Below are 15,725 nucleotides of genomic sequence, written 5' to 3'. Positions count from 1 at the left end.
TCGTAGGTTGCCTGCTCCAGCCTGCGGCTGGAGAAAATACCCGTGATGTAGCCATAGACCAGAATCCCCAGTAGGGTGGCCGGATGGTAGGCTTTCGATCCGCGCCCCGCGTACTCGCGCGTCAGCTTGGACAGATCGAGCTGGTCGATCACTTCAACAATGAATCGCGCCAGGTGATCCTGGTTCAGCCAGTCGTCTACCGACGGCGGTAGCAGATAGTCGGTCTGGCGGTCAGCGACGATAAACTTGGACATGCGACGACCCGATTGCTTGAAGAGGTATGATTATATCATATCCAGATCCGGCGCAGGGAAAGTCCGACAGGCTGCTAGGCCGAACTTAGTGCCGCAGATCCGCATGCGCGAAATCGAGTCGATCATGCGCGTTGAGAGCGGCGACATCGCGGTTCTCGGCGGGCTGATGGAAGACCGCTTGGACAATAGCACCGGTCGCCTGCCCGGCCTCGGCGATATCCCGTTTATCGGGGAGGTGTTTAATACCCGCAAGAACTCGTCCACGAAAACAGAGTTGGTCGTTCTGATCCGCCCAACGGTGATCAAGGACGCGTCGATCGATGGCGACTTCAGCAATTTCCGCGACGCCCTGCCCGACAAGGATTTCTTCAAGGCCGATCAGGTTTACCGGCCCTTCTCGCTTCCCGAGCGCTCTCCGGAGCCCTTGCAGTGAGTCTGTTGATGGACGCCCTGCGGCGCGCCGAGGAAGCCAAGCGCAAGGCTAGTGCCAACGCTCGGCCGACGGCTACGGTGCCGAGCGAATTGCGCCTTGACCCTTTGCAGCCGGAAACTCCGGCGAGCAGGGAGGCTACGGAGACGGTGGAGGAACAGCCGCTTTCCTCGCTTGACGCGGGCTTCGACGCGCTGCAAACTGGTCGCGCTTCGCGGACTTCACCCTCGGCGCCAACAAAAGCTGCGGCTGCAGTGGCGAACTCGCGAGCCAACTTCGAGAGTCAGCAGGCCGATGAGCGCAGCGCGGCGAGAAACCTCTTTGCCGTCAAGCAAACGCCCAGGTCGCGCACCTCGCTATGGCTTTTTCTCGGACTGGTCTGCGTCGCAACGATGGCTATCGGGGGTTATTTCTGGTGGCAGTTGCAGTCGATTTCCGGCGGTACTCTGGTCGCACCGACGGCCGTCGCTCGGCCGCCTGCCTATCCGATGCCTGCAACGCAGCCAGCCCAGCCCTTGGCCGCGCAGCCAACGCAGCCCGCACAGCCGCCGACCAGTACGCCGCCGGGTTCGCTGGAGGGGGCTGCAGAAGTTCGCGGCGAGCTACCGCCAGCGGGCACGCCGGCAGCAGAAGCGCGGCAACGGTCGGCGCCGACAAGCCGACTTCCTGATCCCTCAGTGACCACTTCCGCGGCGGTGAAGCGCCCCTCCGGAGAGCCTGCAAGCCGTCCTCGAGCAGCCGCTCCGGGGGTCTTCCAACCCAGCAGCAGCAAGCAGCAGGCGCAGACCCTCGACAAGGCCTACGACGCCTGGCTATCTGATCGACTGGACGAGGCGCACCACGGCTACGAACAGGTTCTGCGCAGGGACCCCCGGAATGCCGACGCGCTGCTCGGGCTGGCGGTTATTGCCAGCCAGCGGGGGAACGCCGAGCGCGCACAGGCGCTTTATCTGCAGGTTCTCGAGTCCGACCCCGGCAACGTGACTGCGCAGGCCGCGCTGATCAACATGCGCGGGCAGAGCAGCGCCGCTCGCTCCGAGAGTCGTCTGAAGACCTTGATCGCCAAGCAGCCGGACTCGGCCGCTTTGTTCTTCGCGCTCGGTAACCTCTACGCCGGGCAGAGCCGCTGGAGCGAGGCGCAGCAGGCCTATTTTCAGTCCTATTCCCTGGAGCCGGGCAACGCCGACCATGTTTTCAACGTTGCTGTCAGTCTCGACCAGCTACGCCAGAAGAAGCTGGCTGTGCAGTATTACCGGATGGCCTTGACCGCTGCCGAAACCTCGCCTAGCGCCTTCGACAAGAATGCCGCTGCACAGCGCATCGTTGACCTGCAGCAATGATGTTCATCGTCTGCGCCGATCGCCGTCACTGAAGGGGCTGTTCGCGCGCTCATGAACTCTCCAGCCACACCCCTCCATCCCGCCCATTCCCGGCCGCTGGGCCAGATTCTCCTCAGTAAGGGGATTCTCAGCGAAGACCAGCTGCGTATTGCCCTGCTCGAGCAGATGAAGTGTAATCAGCCGATCGGCAAGCTTCTGGTGTCGCTCGGCTTTGTCTCCGAGGCGACCCTGCGTGACGCGCTTTCGGAGAGCCTGGGCAAGCAGAGTGTCGATCTATCGAATGCGATCATCGACCCTTCGGCGCTGAAATACGTTCCGCGCGATCTCGCCAAGCGCCACCACCTGCTGCCGCTCGACTACGATGCTGAAAACCTGCGTTTGACGGTCGCCATTGCCGACAGCAACGACATTGTCGCCCTGGATCGAATACGTACGCTGACCAGCGACGAGATCGAGATCGACACCCTGCTGGCCGGCGAGACAGAAATCGACCGTGCCATCGACCAGTACTACGGCCACGAGTTGTCGATCGACGGCATCCTGCACGAGATCGAGACCGGCGAGATTGACTTCCGCGGCCTGCAATCGTCGGCCGACGAGTACAGCCAGCCGGTTGTGCGTTTGATCGACTCGCTGCTGACCGACGCCGTCAAGCGCGACTCGTCGGACATTCACTTCGAGCCGGAAGCCAGTTTCCTGCGCATCCGTTACCGCATAGATGGCATGCTGCGCCAGATTCGCTCGCTGCACAAAACCTACTGGCCGGCAATGGCGGTGCGCATCAAGGTCCTCTCGGGCATGAATATCGCCGAAACGCGCGCTCCCCAGGACGGTCGCATTTCGCTCAACTTGCGCGGTCGGCAGATCGACTTCCGCGTTTCTGCACAACCGACGATTCACGGTGAGAATATCGTCCTGCGCATTCTCGATCGGCAGAAAGGGATCGTGCCCCTCGAAGGCCTGGGTCTTGCCGACAAACAGCTCGATCAGCTGAAGCTGATGATTGCCCGCCCGGAAGGGATCATCTTCGTGACCGGGCCGACCGGCAGCGGCAAGACGACCACTCTCTACTCGGTGCTCAACCATATCAACTCCGAGGGGGTGAACATCATGACCCTTGAAGACCCGGTCGAGTATCCGATGACCATGGTGCGCCAGACGTCGGCGGCCGATTCGCTAAAACTCGATTTCGCCAATGGCATTCGCTCGATGATGCGCCAGGACCCGGACATCATTCTGGTGGGTGAAGTGCGCGATGCAGAAACCGCCGAAATGGCCTTGCGCGCGGCGATGACCGGCCACCAGGTGTATTCGACCCTGCATACCAATTCGGCCCTCGGCGCCATACCCCGCCTGCTCGATATCGGCATCGTGCCCGACATCATGGCCGGCAATATCATCGGCATCATCGCCCAGCGGCTGGTGCGGCGGCTGTGCGTGCATTGCAAGATCCCCTACCAGGCCGAGGCGCACGAGGCGCGCCTGCTCGGCAACCTGGCCGATGGACCGCGGCCGGTGGTCTATCGGCCGGGCGGTTGCGAGCGCTGCGAGTTCCAGGGCTATCGCGGGCGCCTGGCGATCATGGAGCTGCTGCGCATCAATGGCGACATGGACGAGTTGATCGCTCGGCGCAGCACTTTCCGGGAAATGCGCACGCTCGCCAGCCGCCAGGGCTTTGCCACCCTCGCCGACGACGGCCTGCGCCGCGTTCTCGACGGTTCGACGGCGCTCGAGGAAGTCGGCCGGGTCGTTGACCTGACTGACCGGATGTAGGATCGGTGCCGCTCTACACGTATAAAGCGGTCAGTCCCGAGGGGCGGATGCTTCTCGGCAGGATCGACGCCCTCAACCTGGTCGACCTCGAAATGCGTTTGCGGCGTATGGAGCTGGACCTGGTCAGCGGCGAACCGGTCAGCCAGCGCACCCTGTTTGCCAGCGGTGGCGTGCCACGCCGGGAAATGATTCACTTCTGCTTCCATCTTCAACAGCTGGTGCGTGCCGGTGTGCCGCTCATCGATGGGCTGGCGGATCTGCGTGACAGTCTCGAGCACCCGCGCTTCCGTGAGGTGGTGGCCAGCCTGATCGAAGCGATCGAGGGCGGCCAGACGCTCTCGCAGGCCATGGACGGTCACCGCAGCGTCTTCGATGCCGTTTTCGTGAGCCTGATCCGCGCCGGTGAAACGACCGGTCGCCTGCCGGAAGTCTTGAACAGTCTCAACGAGGCATTGAAATGGGAGGACGAACTCGCCTCGCAAACGAAAAAGATGATCGCCTACCCCGCCTTCGTGGCGGTCATCGTCCTGGCTGCCAGCTTTTTTTTTGATGGTATACATGGTTCCCCAGCTCAAGATGTTCGTGAAGAACATGGGGCAGGTCCTGCCGACGCAGACGGTGGTCCTCTTCTTCATCTCCGACCTGATGGTCGACTACTGGTATGTTCTCCTCTTGCTGCCGGCGTTACTGGCGCTCGGCCTGCGCGTCCTGTTGCACATTAATCCGCTGGCACGCGTTCGCTTCGATGGCGTCAAGCTTGGCTTGCCGTTTGTTGGCAACATTCTGCGCAAGATTGCCCTCTCCCGCTTCGCCAACACCTTCGCCCTGCTCTACGCTTCCGGTATCCCGATTCTCGAGTCGATCCGCACGACGCAGGATGTCGTCGGCAATCTGGTCATTCGCCGCGGCCTGGAGCGCGTCGAGCAGTTGATCGGCGAGGGGCAGAACGTGACCGCCGCTTTTCACGCCACCGGCTTCTTCCCGCCGCTGGTGATCCGCATGCTGCGCGTCGGCGAGAATACCGGGGCGCTCGACGACGCCTTGATGAACGTCAGCTATTTCTACAATCGCGACGTCAAGGAGTCCGTGGCGCGCATGCAGCAGCTGATCGAACCGATGCTCACCGTGGTCATGGGCGCCCTGCTCGGCTGGATCATGCTCTCTGTACTCGGGCCGGTCTACGACGTGATCAGCAAGATCAAGGTATAGCACGATGGCTGCCCGTCGCCTCCTCTACCTCAGCGCCCATCACCTGTCGGCTTTTTCCTGGCAATCCGGGGTTTTGGCTGATGAGCACTCGTTCGACGCCAGCGAAGCCGGGCAAGCAGCATTTGCCGACTACCTGGCGGCCAACTCAAGCCGCGTCTTCTTGATCCTGGCCAACGTCTCGGAAGAAGGGTTCCAGATCGAAACCATCCCGTTTCTACGCGGCGCCGACCGCCAGGCGGTCATTGCGCGCAAGCAGGGACAACTGTTTTTCAATGCCAAGCTGGTGACCGCGCTTTCGCTCGGTCACCAGAAATCGCGTCGCAAGGACGAGCGCGTCATGCTCGCCGCGCTGACGAGGCCCGAGGTTTTTGCCCCCTGGCTCGATGCACTGGCCGCCGCCGAGCTGGCTCTCGCCGGCGTCTACTCGCTGCCGTTACTGGCGCCGAGCTTGCTTCGCAAGCTCGGCATTGGCGCCCAGCCTTGCCTTTTGCTGACCATTCAGGACCAGAGCCTGCGCCAGAGTTACCTGGAAAACGGCGAACTGCATTTCAGCCGCCTGACGCCTCTGCACAACAGCAGTATTGGCGGTATTGCGCAGACTTTCTCGAGCGAAGCTCTGAAACTCCAGCAATATCTGGTCGGTCAGCGCCTGATCGGTCGCAAGCAGCCGATCAAGGCCTACCTCCTGGCGCATGCCAGCGCTCGAAAGGCGATCGAGAACAGTTGTGTCGATAGCGAGGCCTTGTCTTTCACAGTCCTCGATATCGAAGACAGCGCGCGCAAATGCAAGCTCAAGACACTGCCCACCGACACCCACTGCGAGCTTCTTTTCCTGAACCTGCTGGCCACCGATCCTCCGCGCGCGCAGTTCGCCAACGATGATCAGCGTCACGGCTACCATCTCTGGCTGTTTCGCTCGGTCGTCCGCAGAGTCGCTTCGCTGGTTTTGCTGAGTTGTCTGCTGCTCGCCGGCAAGCAGCTTTTCGACGCCTCGCGGATCGAGAACGAGGTCGCTGTTCTGGCCCGCGAGACCGGACTCACTCGCCAGCGCTATGCAGACATCGTCAAGACCTTTCCGCCGATTCCAACGACCAACGAAAACCTGCGTCGGGTGATCAACCGCTATCTAGAGTTGGAGAGGAATAGTGCGTCGCCGGGGTATCTGTATCGTGAGATCAGTCTTGCCCTGGAGCGCGCCGAGTGGGTCGATCTGGAGGCCATTGATTGGCAAGCCGGGAAGCCGCAATCACCGTCGGCGCCGGGTGGCGTCAATGTCGTGAGCAGCGAGCTGCAGCCGGTCGATCAGGAGACGGCAATTGTCCGCGGAACCCTGCGCCTTGACGGCGACAGCAACCCGCGGCAGGTGCTGGCCGTTTTCAATCGTCTCGTCGCAGCCCTCAGGGCCAGGCCGCAGTTGGCGGTCGAGGTCCTGCAGCAGCCCTTCGACGTCGAGTCCGGCAAGTCCCTCAAGGGTGGCGACGCTGCGCTGGAGAGCAAGGAGCCGCGATCGTTCAAGGTGCAGATTCGACGGACAATTGGCTTATGAAAATTGTTCCTGCCGATTTTCGCAAGCTGCGAGCGAGCGTTGTGCTCGGTGTCCTGATGATCGCCGTCGGCGCCCTTGCCCTGTATTTCGCGTTGGCGGCCATGAAGCGCGCAGAGCAGGGCAGGGTCAGCATCGCTGCCCAGTTTGCGGAAGCCGACGGCAAGCTGAAGCAGGTACGTAACGAAGAGAGCGAGGTCAAACAGAAGTCGATTGTCTTCAACAAGCTGCAAGAGCGTGGCATCATTGGTGACGAGCAGCGCCTGGATTGGGTGGAGTTGCTGAAAGAGATTCGCGACAAGCATCGTCTGATCGATCTACGCTACGAAATTGCGCCGCAACGCATGCTCGATGGCCAACTCGGGAACGACTTCGTTTTCTTTGCCAGCAGCATGAAGCTGGAATTGAAACTGCTGCATGAAGAAGATCTTACCCGACTGCTCGACGACTTGCGCCGGCAGGCGAAGGCGCTGATCCGGGTGAACAGTTGTCGCGTCGAGCGCTTGCCGGCGCCTGGCGAACAGCGTGGCGGTGGGCGGGCGAATCTGCTGGCCGATTGCGAAATCGAGTGGTTGACCTTGCGTGACCTGCGTGGCAAATGAGCAGGAAAGCGCAGGAAGGGGCGGGACAGTCAATGACCGAGCTTATACCGACAGCAAAGCTCGCCGTGCTGGCGGTGGGTGCCTGGCTACTGCTGCTGGCGACCTGCCCGTCGGCCGTCGCGGACGAGCAAGCGCTCGGTCGCCTGTTCTTCACTCCGGAACGCCGCCAGCAGCTTGATCGTCAGCGTGAAATGAATGTTCTCGATCAGCAGCAAATCCCTGCCGATCCGACCCTGACCATTGACGGCGTCGTCACGCGCAGCAGCGGCCGACGCACGGCCTGGGTAAACGGTCAGCCACAGCACGAAGGCGACTTGTGGAGTGGCCTGACGGTCACCCCGCGCCACGGCGAGCCGGGCAAGGTGTTGCTCGATATCAGCGATGCGCCAGCGGCGAGCGCGCGTGTCGGACAGACTGTAAACCGCAACTCCGGCGAAGCGACGGACCTGCTCAAGGGCGGTCGAGTCAGTGTTCACTCGACGTCGCAAGTAGCGAGGTAGACGATGCCGCCGGCTACCGAAGTGCGGCGCGGGGTGATCGCTGGCAGGCGTACTTTGCGCCAGCAACAGCCGCGAATCGACCCGCACCGGCTTGCGTCTCGATCACGTCAGAGCGGCATTGCGCTGATGGCCATGCTCACCCTATTAACGCTCTTCGGACTGTATGTGTTTGTTGGGCGGCTCAGTGCGACCCAATACAAGCTAGGCAACGTGGAAACCGATGCGGCGATCCTTGCCGAGGCTGCCGAGGCGCTGATTGGGCGTGCCGCCAGCGACGGAAATCGTCCCGGCAGCTTGCCCTGTCCGGCTCCAAGCGACGCCGGTGTGGCGCCGCTCCTCGTTGGCAATGAGTGCCCGGCGTACATCGGCCGTCTGCCCTGGTCCACTCTCCGCGTGGGGGCCTTGCGCGACAGTGCTGGCGAACTTCTCTGGTACGCACTCTCGCGCGGACTCCGTGACGACGAGTCCGCGCAACCGATCAACTTCCAGACTCCGGTGCAGCTTACGCTAGATGGAGCTCCGAATATCGCCGCGATCATTTTCTCACCGCAGGCGCCACTCCCCAACCAGAGCGGTCGTCCGGGCAACACCGTCAGCGACTATCTCGACGCTAGCAACAGCGATGGTGACAGTGCATATGTTTCAAGTTCGCCGTCGGCAGCCTTCAACGATCAGCTACTTGCTGTTCCCAGGGGCGCCATCTTCCGTGTAGTCAACCAGCGTGTGTTGGTCGAAGTCGGTGGTCCGGGGCTCTCACCGTCGCAATGGGGCTTGCGCAAGTACTACGCCGACAACGGGAGTTTTCCCTGGGCCGACAGCGATGGTGATGGCTATGGCGACGTTGGCGCGACTTTGGGCTATTTGCCTTACAACGAGTTGCTACTGGCCGCTTGGCTGAGCCCCAACGGGTGGCCGCCGCTGATCCGTTACGAGCGGCTTGGCACAGACTCCGCCCGGGTAAGCGTCGATAGCAGTACCCTGGATATCGTCCCATGAACCCTGGACGCTTGCGCCGGGATGCGGCCGCGGCCGTCGTCCGCGCGAGGGCACATGGCTTTACTCTGGCTGAGCTGGCCATCGTGCTGGTCATCGTCGCGTTACTGGTTGGCAGCCTGCTGGCCCCGCTGTCGACGCAGATTGATAGTCGTAACCTTGCTGACACCAGGCGGGCTTTGGCCGAGATCCGCGAGACGATACTCGGCTACGCCGTGGTCAATGGCCGCTTGCCGTGCCCGGCGTTGGCGAACGTTGCCAGTGGCGCGGCGGGCGCCGGGCTAGAAGGGACCCGAACTGCCAGCGGTTGCACCAATATTGCCGGGGTTGTGCCGTGGGCGACGCTGGGAGTTGCAGAGACCGATGCCTGGGGACGGCGCTACTCCTATCGAGTCACTCGTGCCTTCACCAAGGCCGTTCCCCCGCCCGACATCAGCGAGTGCCCAGCGCCCCTGCCGCCCCTGCCGCCACTGTCGCTACCGCAGAGTGCTGCTTTCGCGCTCTGCTCGCCGGGCGGCATGAGTGTGTTGGTCACCGCCGGGGGGGGCCGGAGTCGCCACCGCTGTGCCGGCCGTTGTTGTCTCGCACGGTAAGAATGGCCAGGGTGCCTACACGGTTCTAGGGACGCAAACGGCGGTCGGTACCGATGTCGATGAACAGGACAACCAGTTGACCGGCGCGGGAAACACGATGGTCAATCTCGATTTCGTCTACAAGCCAGCGATTCCTAGCTTTGACGATGAAGTCGCGTGGATTCCGCCGGGGGTGCTTTTCAGCCGGATGATCCGGGCCGGCAAGTTGCCGTAAGCGGTTTGCCGGCAAGGTCGGAACCTTCGGAGGCAGCGTCGTCCCGTTGCATTGACCCTCCGCGTCGATTAGGGTCCAATAGGCCTATGCCTACGTTCTACCTTCAGCAAGCCGGCCGATGAGTGCCGCGCGGACCTTCCTTGAGCGCCTGCGTAACGCCGGCATTTGCCCTGGCGACGGCGAAGAACTGCGTCTGCAGAAGTCTCTGCTGTTCTTTGCCACCGGCCTGATCAGTCTGGCGTCGATGGTCTGGCTGTCGATTTATTGGCAACTCGGACCAAGGTTTTCGTCGAATCTCCCGTTTGCCTTGCAGTTGCTGCTCGTTGGGAATCTGCTGGTTTACCTGAAGACTCTGAACTTCAACCTCTTCCGGCTGATCCAGTTGTCCTTGTTCTTGTTTACGCCCTTCGTGGCGCAGTGGAGCATCGGCAGCTTCATCACTGCCAGTGGCATCAGCCTGTGGGCTTTGCTGGCGCCGATCGGCGCCGTGCTGTTCATCGGACCGCGTGCGTCCGGGGCCTGGTTTTTCGCCTACGTTTGTCTGACCACACTTTCCGGCGCCTTTGACTACTACCTCGCCGACACGGCGAGCAGTTTGCCGCCCGAAGTTCCGGCAGCGACGGCGGCCTTTTTCTTCGCGCTCAACTTTACGGCCGTATCGAGCATCGTTTACCTGTTGCTGCGCTACTCGGACAGCGAAAAGCACCGCGCTCAGCAGCGCCTGCAGGAAGCGCACCGCTTGCTGCAGGTCGAGCAGGAGCGTTCGGAGCGACTTTTGCTCAATGTCCTGCCGGCGCCGATTGCCGAACGCCTGAAGAATAGCAAGCAGCCGATCGCCGACGGCTTTGCCGAAGTCTCGGTGATGTTTGCCGATATTGTGAACTTCACCCGGGTCGCAGAAGGAATGACGCCACAGCAGGTTTTTGCCATGCTCAACAAGATCTTCTCGTGCTTCGATGAGTTGGCCGAGAAGTACGGCCTGGAGAAAATCAAGACCATTGGCGACGCCTACATGGTGGCCGGCGGCCTCAACGACGAGCACAGCGACTTTTCGGGCGCTCTGGCCGAAATGGCGCTGGAGATGTGTCGCCTGCTGCACGATGACGTACAACTCAACGAGATGCGTCTCGAACTACGCGTTGGCATGGGTACCGGGCCGGTGGTAGCCGGTGTCGTCGGCAAGAAGAAGTTCATTTACGACCTTTGGGGCGACACTGTGAACATTGCCAGTCGGGTCACCAGCGAAGGTGTTCCCGGCGTGGTTCAGGTCGATGACCGCACTTTTCAGCTTTTAGAGCATCGCTTCGAGTTTCATCCGGCGCAGACGATTTACCTGAAAGGCAAAGGCAATATGGTCGTCCACCGGCTGATCGGTTGCCGAAGCGGTAGCGCGGCCGCATAGTCACGGGCGGGCGACTGCCCAGGATTTCGGGGTGCCTCAATCCTGGCGCGCTGGCTCACTCACTCTCTGGCCGCCGTTGCTTGGCCGCTTCTGTGCAACTCGAAGCATACTTTGCCGGGCTCGTTGCAGGCCAGGCGCAATTCGTGGCCGCAACTCTCAGCCTGCCGCGCTGCGTGATAGAGGCCGATGCCCAGCCCGCTTTCCGACGCCAGCGGTGCGTGAAGCAGGTCGGCAAGGACGTCCTCCCGGATCGCGCTGCCGCTATCACAAACACTCAGCAGAGAGGCGTCGTCGGCGAGGGCGACGTTAACCCGCAATTCGCTTTCCGATTGGCGCTTGAGCAAGGCGTTGTGCAGCAGATTGTCGGCGACGCTGTCGAACAACGCGCTTGGCACGAGCACCTCGGGGTCGAAGTTTGCGGCGGCAAAGCTGACCGGCTGGCCCGCGTAGCGTTGTTGCTGGATCTTCCACCACATGGCCGCTGGCAGCGCATCGCCCGCCTCGCTCTGCGGCTTCTGCAGCTTGGCCAGTGTTTGCTGCAGGCGTTGCGTGATCTGCGGCAACTGCCGTTCGAGAAGCAGTTCGAGGCGCTTGCTGTCCTCGCCGTTGGCGGTCTGCGCCAGGTAGCAGAGGTTGTGCAGCGATTGCAGCAGGTTCTTGACGTCGTGGGTCAGGCGAGCGCCGGTTTCGTGGATCGCGCGCAGGTAGCTGACTTGCTGCAACTCACGCGCGCGCAGCTTGGCGATGTAGTGCTCGTTGGCCAGTTGTGCCAGCAGGTGGAAGTGCCAGACGAGTGCCGGGCTGAGTTTGTGACGGGTGTGCAGGGTCAGCTGTAGCGGCTGCCCGGAGAATTGATGGCAAAAGTGCTGCGCCTCACTGCCAAAAGTGCCGCTGCGAGTGCCGGCTGTCCAGGCGCCGCCTTCCACCCAGGGCAGATCGAGCATCTCCGCGAGTGCTTGCGAGAGAAACTTCTCGGGGTCGCTTTCACTGCTGGCCAGTGTTGTTAGGCGATGCAGCCAGTTCTCGAACGGCAGGCCGATGCTCAGCAGGTAACGCGAGAAGAAAACGTCGATGCCAGTGAAGCCGGGGCGCGTGTTCCACGTCCAGCCGATGAGCAGCAGCAACAGGGCAATCGCGGTCAAGGTGTTGAACACGGCCTCGAAATAGCCCGACTGGCGGAGCAGCATGAAGGCCAGGCTGCCGAGCACCAGAACGGCAATCAGTAGAAAGATGAACAGGCTGTAGAACAGGTCGACCATGCTGCCGCCTGGCCGGTCGCTATCTTTCAATAGCGGCAGCAGGGTCATGACCAAGAGGAACAGGGGCATCCCCCAGGCAAACTCGGGATCCAGGGAAGGCCCAACCAGAGTTGCATTCGCGACCACGCGTGGAACCAGCCAGAAGAGCAGCGCCGCGAGCAGGTAGGCAAAAGCGATCAGGTAGAAGATCCGCGTCGGCCGGTGGTCGATGAACATCACTCGTCCGCCGACCAGAGCGGCCAGGATCACCACCCAGACGATCAGCAGCCACCAGCCATAGAAGGCAATGCCGCAGCCGAGGAGCAGGGCAATCACCGCCAGAGCGCTGAAATCGAGCCGGCGCTCGGCGTAAATGAAGGGTTGCCAGAGAATGAACAGGCCAACATCTACCAGCCAGCAAAGCGTGCCGAAGGCGCGGTCGCCTTCGGCCAAAAGGGCCGCATGCAGCACGCCGAGCAAGGCGATCAGCAGCCAGCGCTGCCGCTGGCGCAGTATGCCGGCCAGGCGCTCGAGCGGCGTCATGAGCGGCTCCCGGCGCGTGCCATGAGCCGCTCATGACGCTCGTCTAACGTGTCGGGGCGGTCCTTCATCAGTCCGACTCCGGACACAAGTGTCGAGAAATCGACACTTCCGGCGGATTTTGCGGCCGTAGACGCCAATTCAGGCTGGCATGAAACATGCTTGTTGCTCCATATCACTTTTGATAAACACTGGAGAACGAGATGAACCAGCTGCAACAACGACAGGCGGGTTTTACCTTGGTAGAGATTGCCATTGTACTCGTCATCATAGGCCTGCTGCTCGGCGGGGTACTGAAGGGCCAGGAGCTGATCAACAGCGCCAAGGTGAAGAATATGATCGGCGATTTCCGCACCGTGTCGAGCCTGGTCTATGGTTACCAGGACCGCTTCAAGCTCTTTCCCGGCGACCAGACGCAGGCGCAACTTGATCTGGCTTTTGGCGTTGGCGTGGCCACTGCCTGCACGCCGGTTGCCACCGCAGGCCTCTGCGTCCCGAACAATGGCCGCGTGGACGGCGCGTGGAACGCTGGTGGCGCCGGTACCGGCGTCGCTACCGAGGAAACTTCGGTCTTCTGGCAACACGCCCGCTTGGCCAACCTGGCTACCGGCGCTACTTTGCTGGCCGACGTAAACTACCGTCCGCGCAATGCCGATGGCGGTTTCATCGGCATCGAGAGCGGTATTAACGCCCTTGGCGCAGCCGCACCGTTCATCGCCGGCATGCGCGGTTCGTTTTTCATCTGCTCGTCCGGCATCCTCGGGCGTTACGTCAGGCAGATCGACAGCACGATGGATGACGGCAACACCGCTGGCGGTTCGGTACAGGCGGTCGCCGATGGTGCTGCCCGTGGTGCGCTGGCAGTGATTACGGGGAACATTGTCGATGGCACGCAATATACGGTCTGCGCTTCCTACTGAGCGTTTCGGCCGCGCCCCGCGCGGGCCACGGTCAGGATGGATAGCAAGGGAAAGCCCGCCTCCGGCGGGCTTTTTTGCGCGCATTCTCGTGCATTCTCGTGTTTACCCCTTCAGCAAACGCTCCTCGGCAGCGCTCAAAGCGCGCGGGGTGCCGAGCAGCACGATTACATCGCCGCTGCCGAAGCAGATTTCCGGCGACGGTTCGAGGGCGCGGATTTTGCGTCGGCGGACGGCGGTCACTTCAACGCCGAGTTCCTGCAAGCTCAGCTCGCCAAGCGTTCGTCCGACGGCATACGCGCCTTCGCCGAGCAGAATCGAATGCAGGCGCTCTTCGTCGCTGTCGTGTGCCTCTTCTTCGAGATCGCTCTCGCCGTGGAAGAAGCCGCGCAGGGTCTTGTAGCGTCCGATTCGCGTCTGGCGAAAGTGTTCGCGGACTTGCGCATTGGGCACGCCCAGGTGGCGCAGGGCGTGCGCGGCGAGCACCATGCTCGTTTCCAGCGTTTCCGGGACGACCTCGGCGGCGCCGGCGTGCAGCAGCGCGTCGAGATCCTTTTCGTCGAGCGTGCGCACGATGATCGGCAGTTTTGGATTGATCTGGCGAGCGTGTTCCAGTACGCGCTCGGAAACCCGTGCATCGGAAAAGGAAATGATCAGCACGCTGGCGCGGCTGACGCCGGCCGCAATCAGCGTTTCGTGCCGGGCGGCGTCGCCGTAGATGACGTTTTCACCGGCCGCCGTTGCCTCCCGGATGCGCTCCGGGTCGAGGTCGAGCGCTAGATAGGTGACGTCCTCCTCTTCCATGAAGCGCGCCAGATACTGGCCGGTTCTTCCGTAGCCGCAGATCACCACGTGCTTTTCGGTGTTCATCGATTTCGCTGCCAGCTGCGTCATCTGCATCGAACGCATCAACCACTCGCTGGCCGCGAAGCGCAGCACGATCTGGTTGCTGTACTGGACGATCAGCGGTGCCAGGAGCATCGACAGGACCAGCGCGGCCAGCACCGCCTGCAGGATTATTGGCGGCAGTAGCTGCAGGTGGCGCATTTCCGAGAGCAGGACGAAGCCGAATTCACCGCCCGCACAAAGCCACAGTCCGGTGCGCATGGCGCCGCCGAAAGTCGAGCCGAACAGCCGCGAAAGACCGAGAACGAGGGCAAACTTGGTCACCAGCAAGGCGCCAAGCACGCCCAGTACTAGCGGTGCGTTGGTGAGCACCAGCGGGATGTCGAGCATCATGCCGATGGTCACGAAGAAGAGGCCCATCAGTACGTCGCGAAAAGGCTTGATGTCCTCTTCGACGTGATGCCGGTACTGAGTTTCCGAGATCAGGATGCCGGCCACAAAAGCGCCCAGCGCCAGCGAAAGCCCGGCCACTTCGGTCAGATAGGCGAGTCCCAGGGTAATCAGCAGCACATTGAGCATGAACAGTTCAGCGGACTTGCCGCGGGCGACGATGAAAAACCATTTGCTCATCAGCCGCTGGCCAAAAAACAGCACCAGCGACAGCACCACGACCGCCTTGAGCATGGCCAGGGCCATCATCGTTGCCATACGCTCGGGCGACTCGGAGAAGGAGGGAATGAGGATCAGCAGCGGCACCACGGCGATGTCCTGAAAGAGCAGGACGCCCATCACCTCCCGGCCATGCGCCTTGTCGAGTTCGAGACGCTCGGTGAGCAGTTTGGTGAGCACCGCCGTAGAGGACATGGCCAGCGCGCCACCGAGCGCGACGCCTTCCTGCCAGCTGAGCTTCAAGGCAGTGACGACGGCGGTGACCACGGCGATGGTCACCAGGACCTGCAGCAGGCCAAGACCGAAGACGATGCGCTTCATCGCGTACAGCTTGGGCAGCGAGAACTCTAGGCCGATCGAGAACATCAGGAAGACGACGCCGAACTCGGCCAGATGCTGCATGCCGCTGACGCCGCCGACCAGATCGAGCGCATGTGGGCCGATCACCGTGCCGACCAACAGATAGCCGAGCACCGGCGGCAGGTTGATGGAACGGAAAATGATCACCGAAACCACCGAAGCGCCGAGCAGCATCACAATTGTGGGTAGCGTATCCATCATCCGTTCCCTTTGTCTTCGCGGGCACTGTTTCGCCGGGCGTGTTGCTTGGCTCGCCGATGAGCGCGCCTAGGCCTTCTGTTATACTGGGCCGATGATAACCG

The 15,725-nt window shown here is 61.9% G+C and carries 14 protein-coding genes and 1 pseudogene; 12 read left to right on the top strand and 3 right to left on the bottom strand.

The window, feature by feature from the left end; all coding sequences use genetic code 11:
- Positions 1-254: transposase (locus E4Q23_RS13195; RefSeq protein WP_169066665.1), on the bottom strand; the 254-nt coding region annotated here is incomplete at its 3' end.
- Here E4Q23_RS13195 and E4Q23_RS13190 point away from each other — a divergent pair.
- The 11 genes and pseudogenes from E4Q23_RS13190 to E4Q23_RS13145 all read left to right on the top strand — a co-directional run bounded on the left by E4Q23_RS13190 (position 253) and on the right by E4Q23_RS13145 (position 10,853).
- Positions 253-687 carry a type II secretion system protein GspD gene (locus E4Q23_RS13190; RefSeq protein ID WP_272873681.1) on the top strand — a complete coding sequence of 145 codons (435 nt, stop codon included), beginning with the start codon at positions 253-255 and terminating at the stop codon, positions 685-687. The genes E4Q23_RS13195 and E4Q23_RS13190 overlap by 2 nt on opposite strands.
- Positions 684-2,024: a tetratricopeptide repeat protein gene (locus E4Q23_RS13185; protein ID WP_169067059.1), complete on the top strand. Its 1,341-nt coding sequence runs from the start codon at positions 684-686 to the stop codon at positions 2,022-2,024. Before E4Q23_RS13190 ends, E4Q23_RS13185 begins: the two co-directional genes overlap by 4 nt.
- Before the next feature lie 51 nt (positions 2,025-2,075).
- Positions 2,076-3,797, top strand: coding sequence for a GspE/PulE family protein (locus E4Q23_RS13180; protein ID WP_169067058.1), 1,722 nt, complete (start codon positions 2,076-2,078; stop codon positions 3,795-3,797).
- A 5-nt stretch (positions 3,798-3,802) separates the two neighbouring features.
- Positions 3,803-5,006, top strand: a pseudogene (locus tag E4Q23_RS13175) (type II secretion system F family protein).
- A gap of 4 nt (positions 5,007-5,010) precedes the next feature.
- A complete protein-coding gene (locus E4Q23_RS13170) occupies positions 5,011-6,552 on the top strand; it encodes a hypothetical protein (RefSeq protein ID WP_169067057.1) in 1,542 nt (513 codons plus the stop codon).
- A complete protein-coding gene (locus E4Q23_RS13165; RefSeq protein ID WP_169067056.1) occupies positions 6,549-7,151 on the top strand; it encodes a hypothetical protein in 603 nt (200 codons plus the stop codon). Before E4Q23_RS13170 ends, E4Q23_RS13165 begins: the two co-directional genes overlap by 4 nt.
- 32 nt (positions 7,152-7,183) lie before the next feature.
- Positions 7,184-7,651, top strand: coding sequence for a hypothetical protein (locus E4Q23_RS13160; protein WP_169067055.1), 468 nt, complete (start codon positions 7,184-7,186; stop codon positions 7,649-7,651).
- Between the two features lie 3 nt (positions 7,652-7,654).
- Positions 7,655-8,647, top strand: a complete 993-nt coding sequence (locus E4Q23_RS13155; protein ID WP_169067054.1) for a hypothetical protein — start codon at positions 7,655-7,657, stop codon at positions 8,645-8,647.
- Positions 8,644-9,237 carry a type II secretion system protein gene (locus E4Q23_RS13150; RefSeq protein ID WP_248595432.1) on the top strand — a complete coding sequence of 198 codons (594 nt, stop codon included), beginning with the start codon at positions 8,644-8,646 and terminating at the stop codon, positions 9,235-9,237. The genes E4Q23_RS13155 and E4Q23_RS13150 overlap by 4 nt, the downstream gene beginning before the upstream one ends.
- Entirely contained in the window at positions 9,209-9,451 is a 243-nt protein-coding gene (locus E4Q23_RS23905; RefSeq protein ID WP_248595431.1) for a hypothetical protein, read from the top strand. The genes E4Q23_RS13150 and E4Q23_RS23905 overlap by 29 nt, the downstream gene beginning before the upstream one ends.
- Before the next feature lie 118 nt (positions 9,452-9,569).
- Positions 9,570-10,853 carry an adenylate/guanylate cyclase domain-containing protein gene (locus tag E4Q23_RS13145; RefSeq protein WP_169067053.1) on the top strand — a complete coding sequence of 428 codons (1,284 nt, stop codon included), beginning with the start codon at positions 9,570-9,572 and terminating at the stop codon, positions 10,851-10,853.
- Positions 10,854-10,912: 59 nt separating this feature from the next.
- On the opposite strand, the gene E4Q23_RS13140 is transcribed toward E4Q23_RS13145, so the two are convergent.
- The gene (locus E4Q23_RS13140; protein ID WP_169067052.1) at positions 10,913-12,634 is read right to left on the bottom strand and encodes an ATP-binding protein; all 1,722 of its coding nucleotides are present in this window, start codon (positions 12,632-12,634) and stop codon (positions 10,913-10,915) included.
- A gap of 200 nt (positions 12,635-12,834) precedes the next feature.
- On the opposite strand from E4Q23_RS13140, the gene E4Q23_RS13135 reads away from it, so the two are divergent.
- The gene (locus E4Q23_RS13135) at positions 12,835-13,551 is read left to right on the top strand and encodes a prepilin-type N-terminal cleavage/methylation domain-containing protein (RefSeq protein WP_169067051.1); all 717 of its coding nucleotides are present in this window, start codon (positions 12,835-12,837) and stop codon (positions 13,549-13,551) included.
- A 102-nt stretch (positions 13,552-13,653) separates the two neighbouring features.
- Here E4Q23_RS13135 and E4Q23_RS13130 read toward each other — a convergent pair whose 3' ends face one another.
- Positions 13,654-15,624, bottom strand: a complete 1,971-nt coding sequence (locus E4Q23_RS13130) for a monovalent cation:proton antiporter family protein (RefSeq protein WP_169067050.1) — start codon at positions 15,622-15,624, stop codon at positions 13,654-13,656.
- Positions 15,625-15,725: the final 101 nt, after the last annotated feature.

Origin of the sequence: Candidatus Accumulibacter phosphatis (assembly GCF_012939955.1) — a bacterium.
GTDB classification, from domain to species: Bacteria; Pseudomonadota; Gammaproteobacteria; order Burkholderiales; family Rhodocyclaceae; genus Accumulibacter; species Accumulibacter delftensis.
The sequence above is the reverse complement of the archived record's forward strand: the minus strand, read 5'-3'. Positions and strand labels throughout refer to the sequence as shown.

What these genes read in the sequence shown, in the direction of transcription:
- E4Q23_RS13190 (WP_272873681.1), top strand. Translation starts at nt 253, where the DNA reads ATGCGACGACCCGATTGCTTGAAGAGGTATGATTATATCATATCCAGA.
- E4Q23_RS13180 (WP_169067058.1), top strand. Translation starts at nt 2,076, where the DNA reads ATGAACTCTCCAGCCACACCCCTCCATCCCGCCCATTCCCGGCCGCTG.
- E4Q23_RS13170 (WP_169067057.1), top strand. Translation starts at nt 5,011, where the DNA reads ATGGCTGCCCGTCGCCTCCTCTACCTCAGCGCCCATCACCTGTCGGCT.
- E4Q23_RS13165 (WP_169067056.1), top strand. Translation starts at nt 6,549, where the DNA reads ATGAAAATTGTTCCTGCCGATTTTCGCAAGCTGCGAGCGAGCGTTGTG.
- E4Q23_RS13160 (WP_169067055.1), top strand. Translation starts at nt 7,184, where the DNA reads ATGACCGAGCTTATACCGACAGCAAAGCTCGCCGTGCTGGCGGTGGGT.
- E4Q23_RS13155 (WP_169067054.1), top strand. Translation starts at nt 7,655, where the DNA reads ATGCCGCCGGCTACCGAAGTGCGGCGCGGGGTGATCGCTGGCAGGCGT.
- E4Q23_RS13150 (WP_248595432.1), top strand. Translation starts at nt 8,644, where the DNA reads ATGAACCCTGGACGCTTGCGCCGGGATGCGGCCGCGGCCGTCGTCCGC.
- E4Q23_RS13145 (WP_169067053.1), top strand. Translation starts at nt 9,570, where the DNA reads ATGAGTGCCGCGCGGACCTTCCTTGAGCGCCTGCGTAACGCCGGCATT.
- E4Q23_RS13140 (WP_169067052.1), bottom strand. Translation starts at nt 12,634, where the DNA reads ATGACGCCGCTCGAGCGCCTGGCCGGCATACTGCGCCAGCGGCAGCGC.
- E4Q23_RS13135 (WP_169067051.1), top strand. Translation starts at nt 12,835, where the DNA reads ATGAACCAGCTGCAACAACGACAGGCGGGTTTTACCTTGGTAGAGATT.
- E4Q23_RS13130 (WP_169067050.1), bottom strand. Translation starts at nt 15,624, where the DNA reads ATGATGGATACGCTACCCACAATTGTGATGCTGCTCGGCGCTTCGGTG.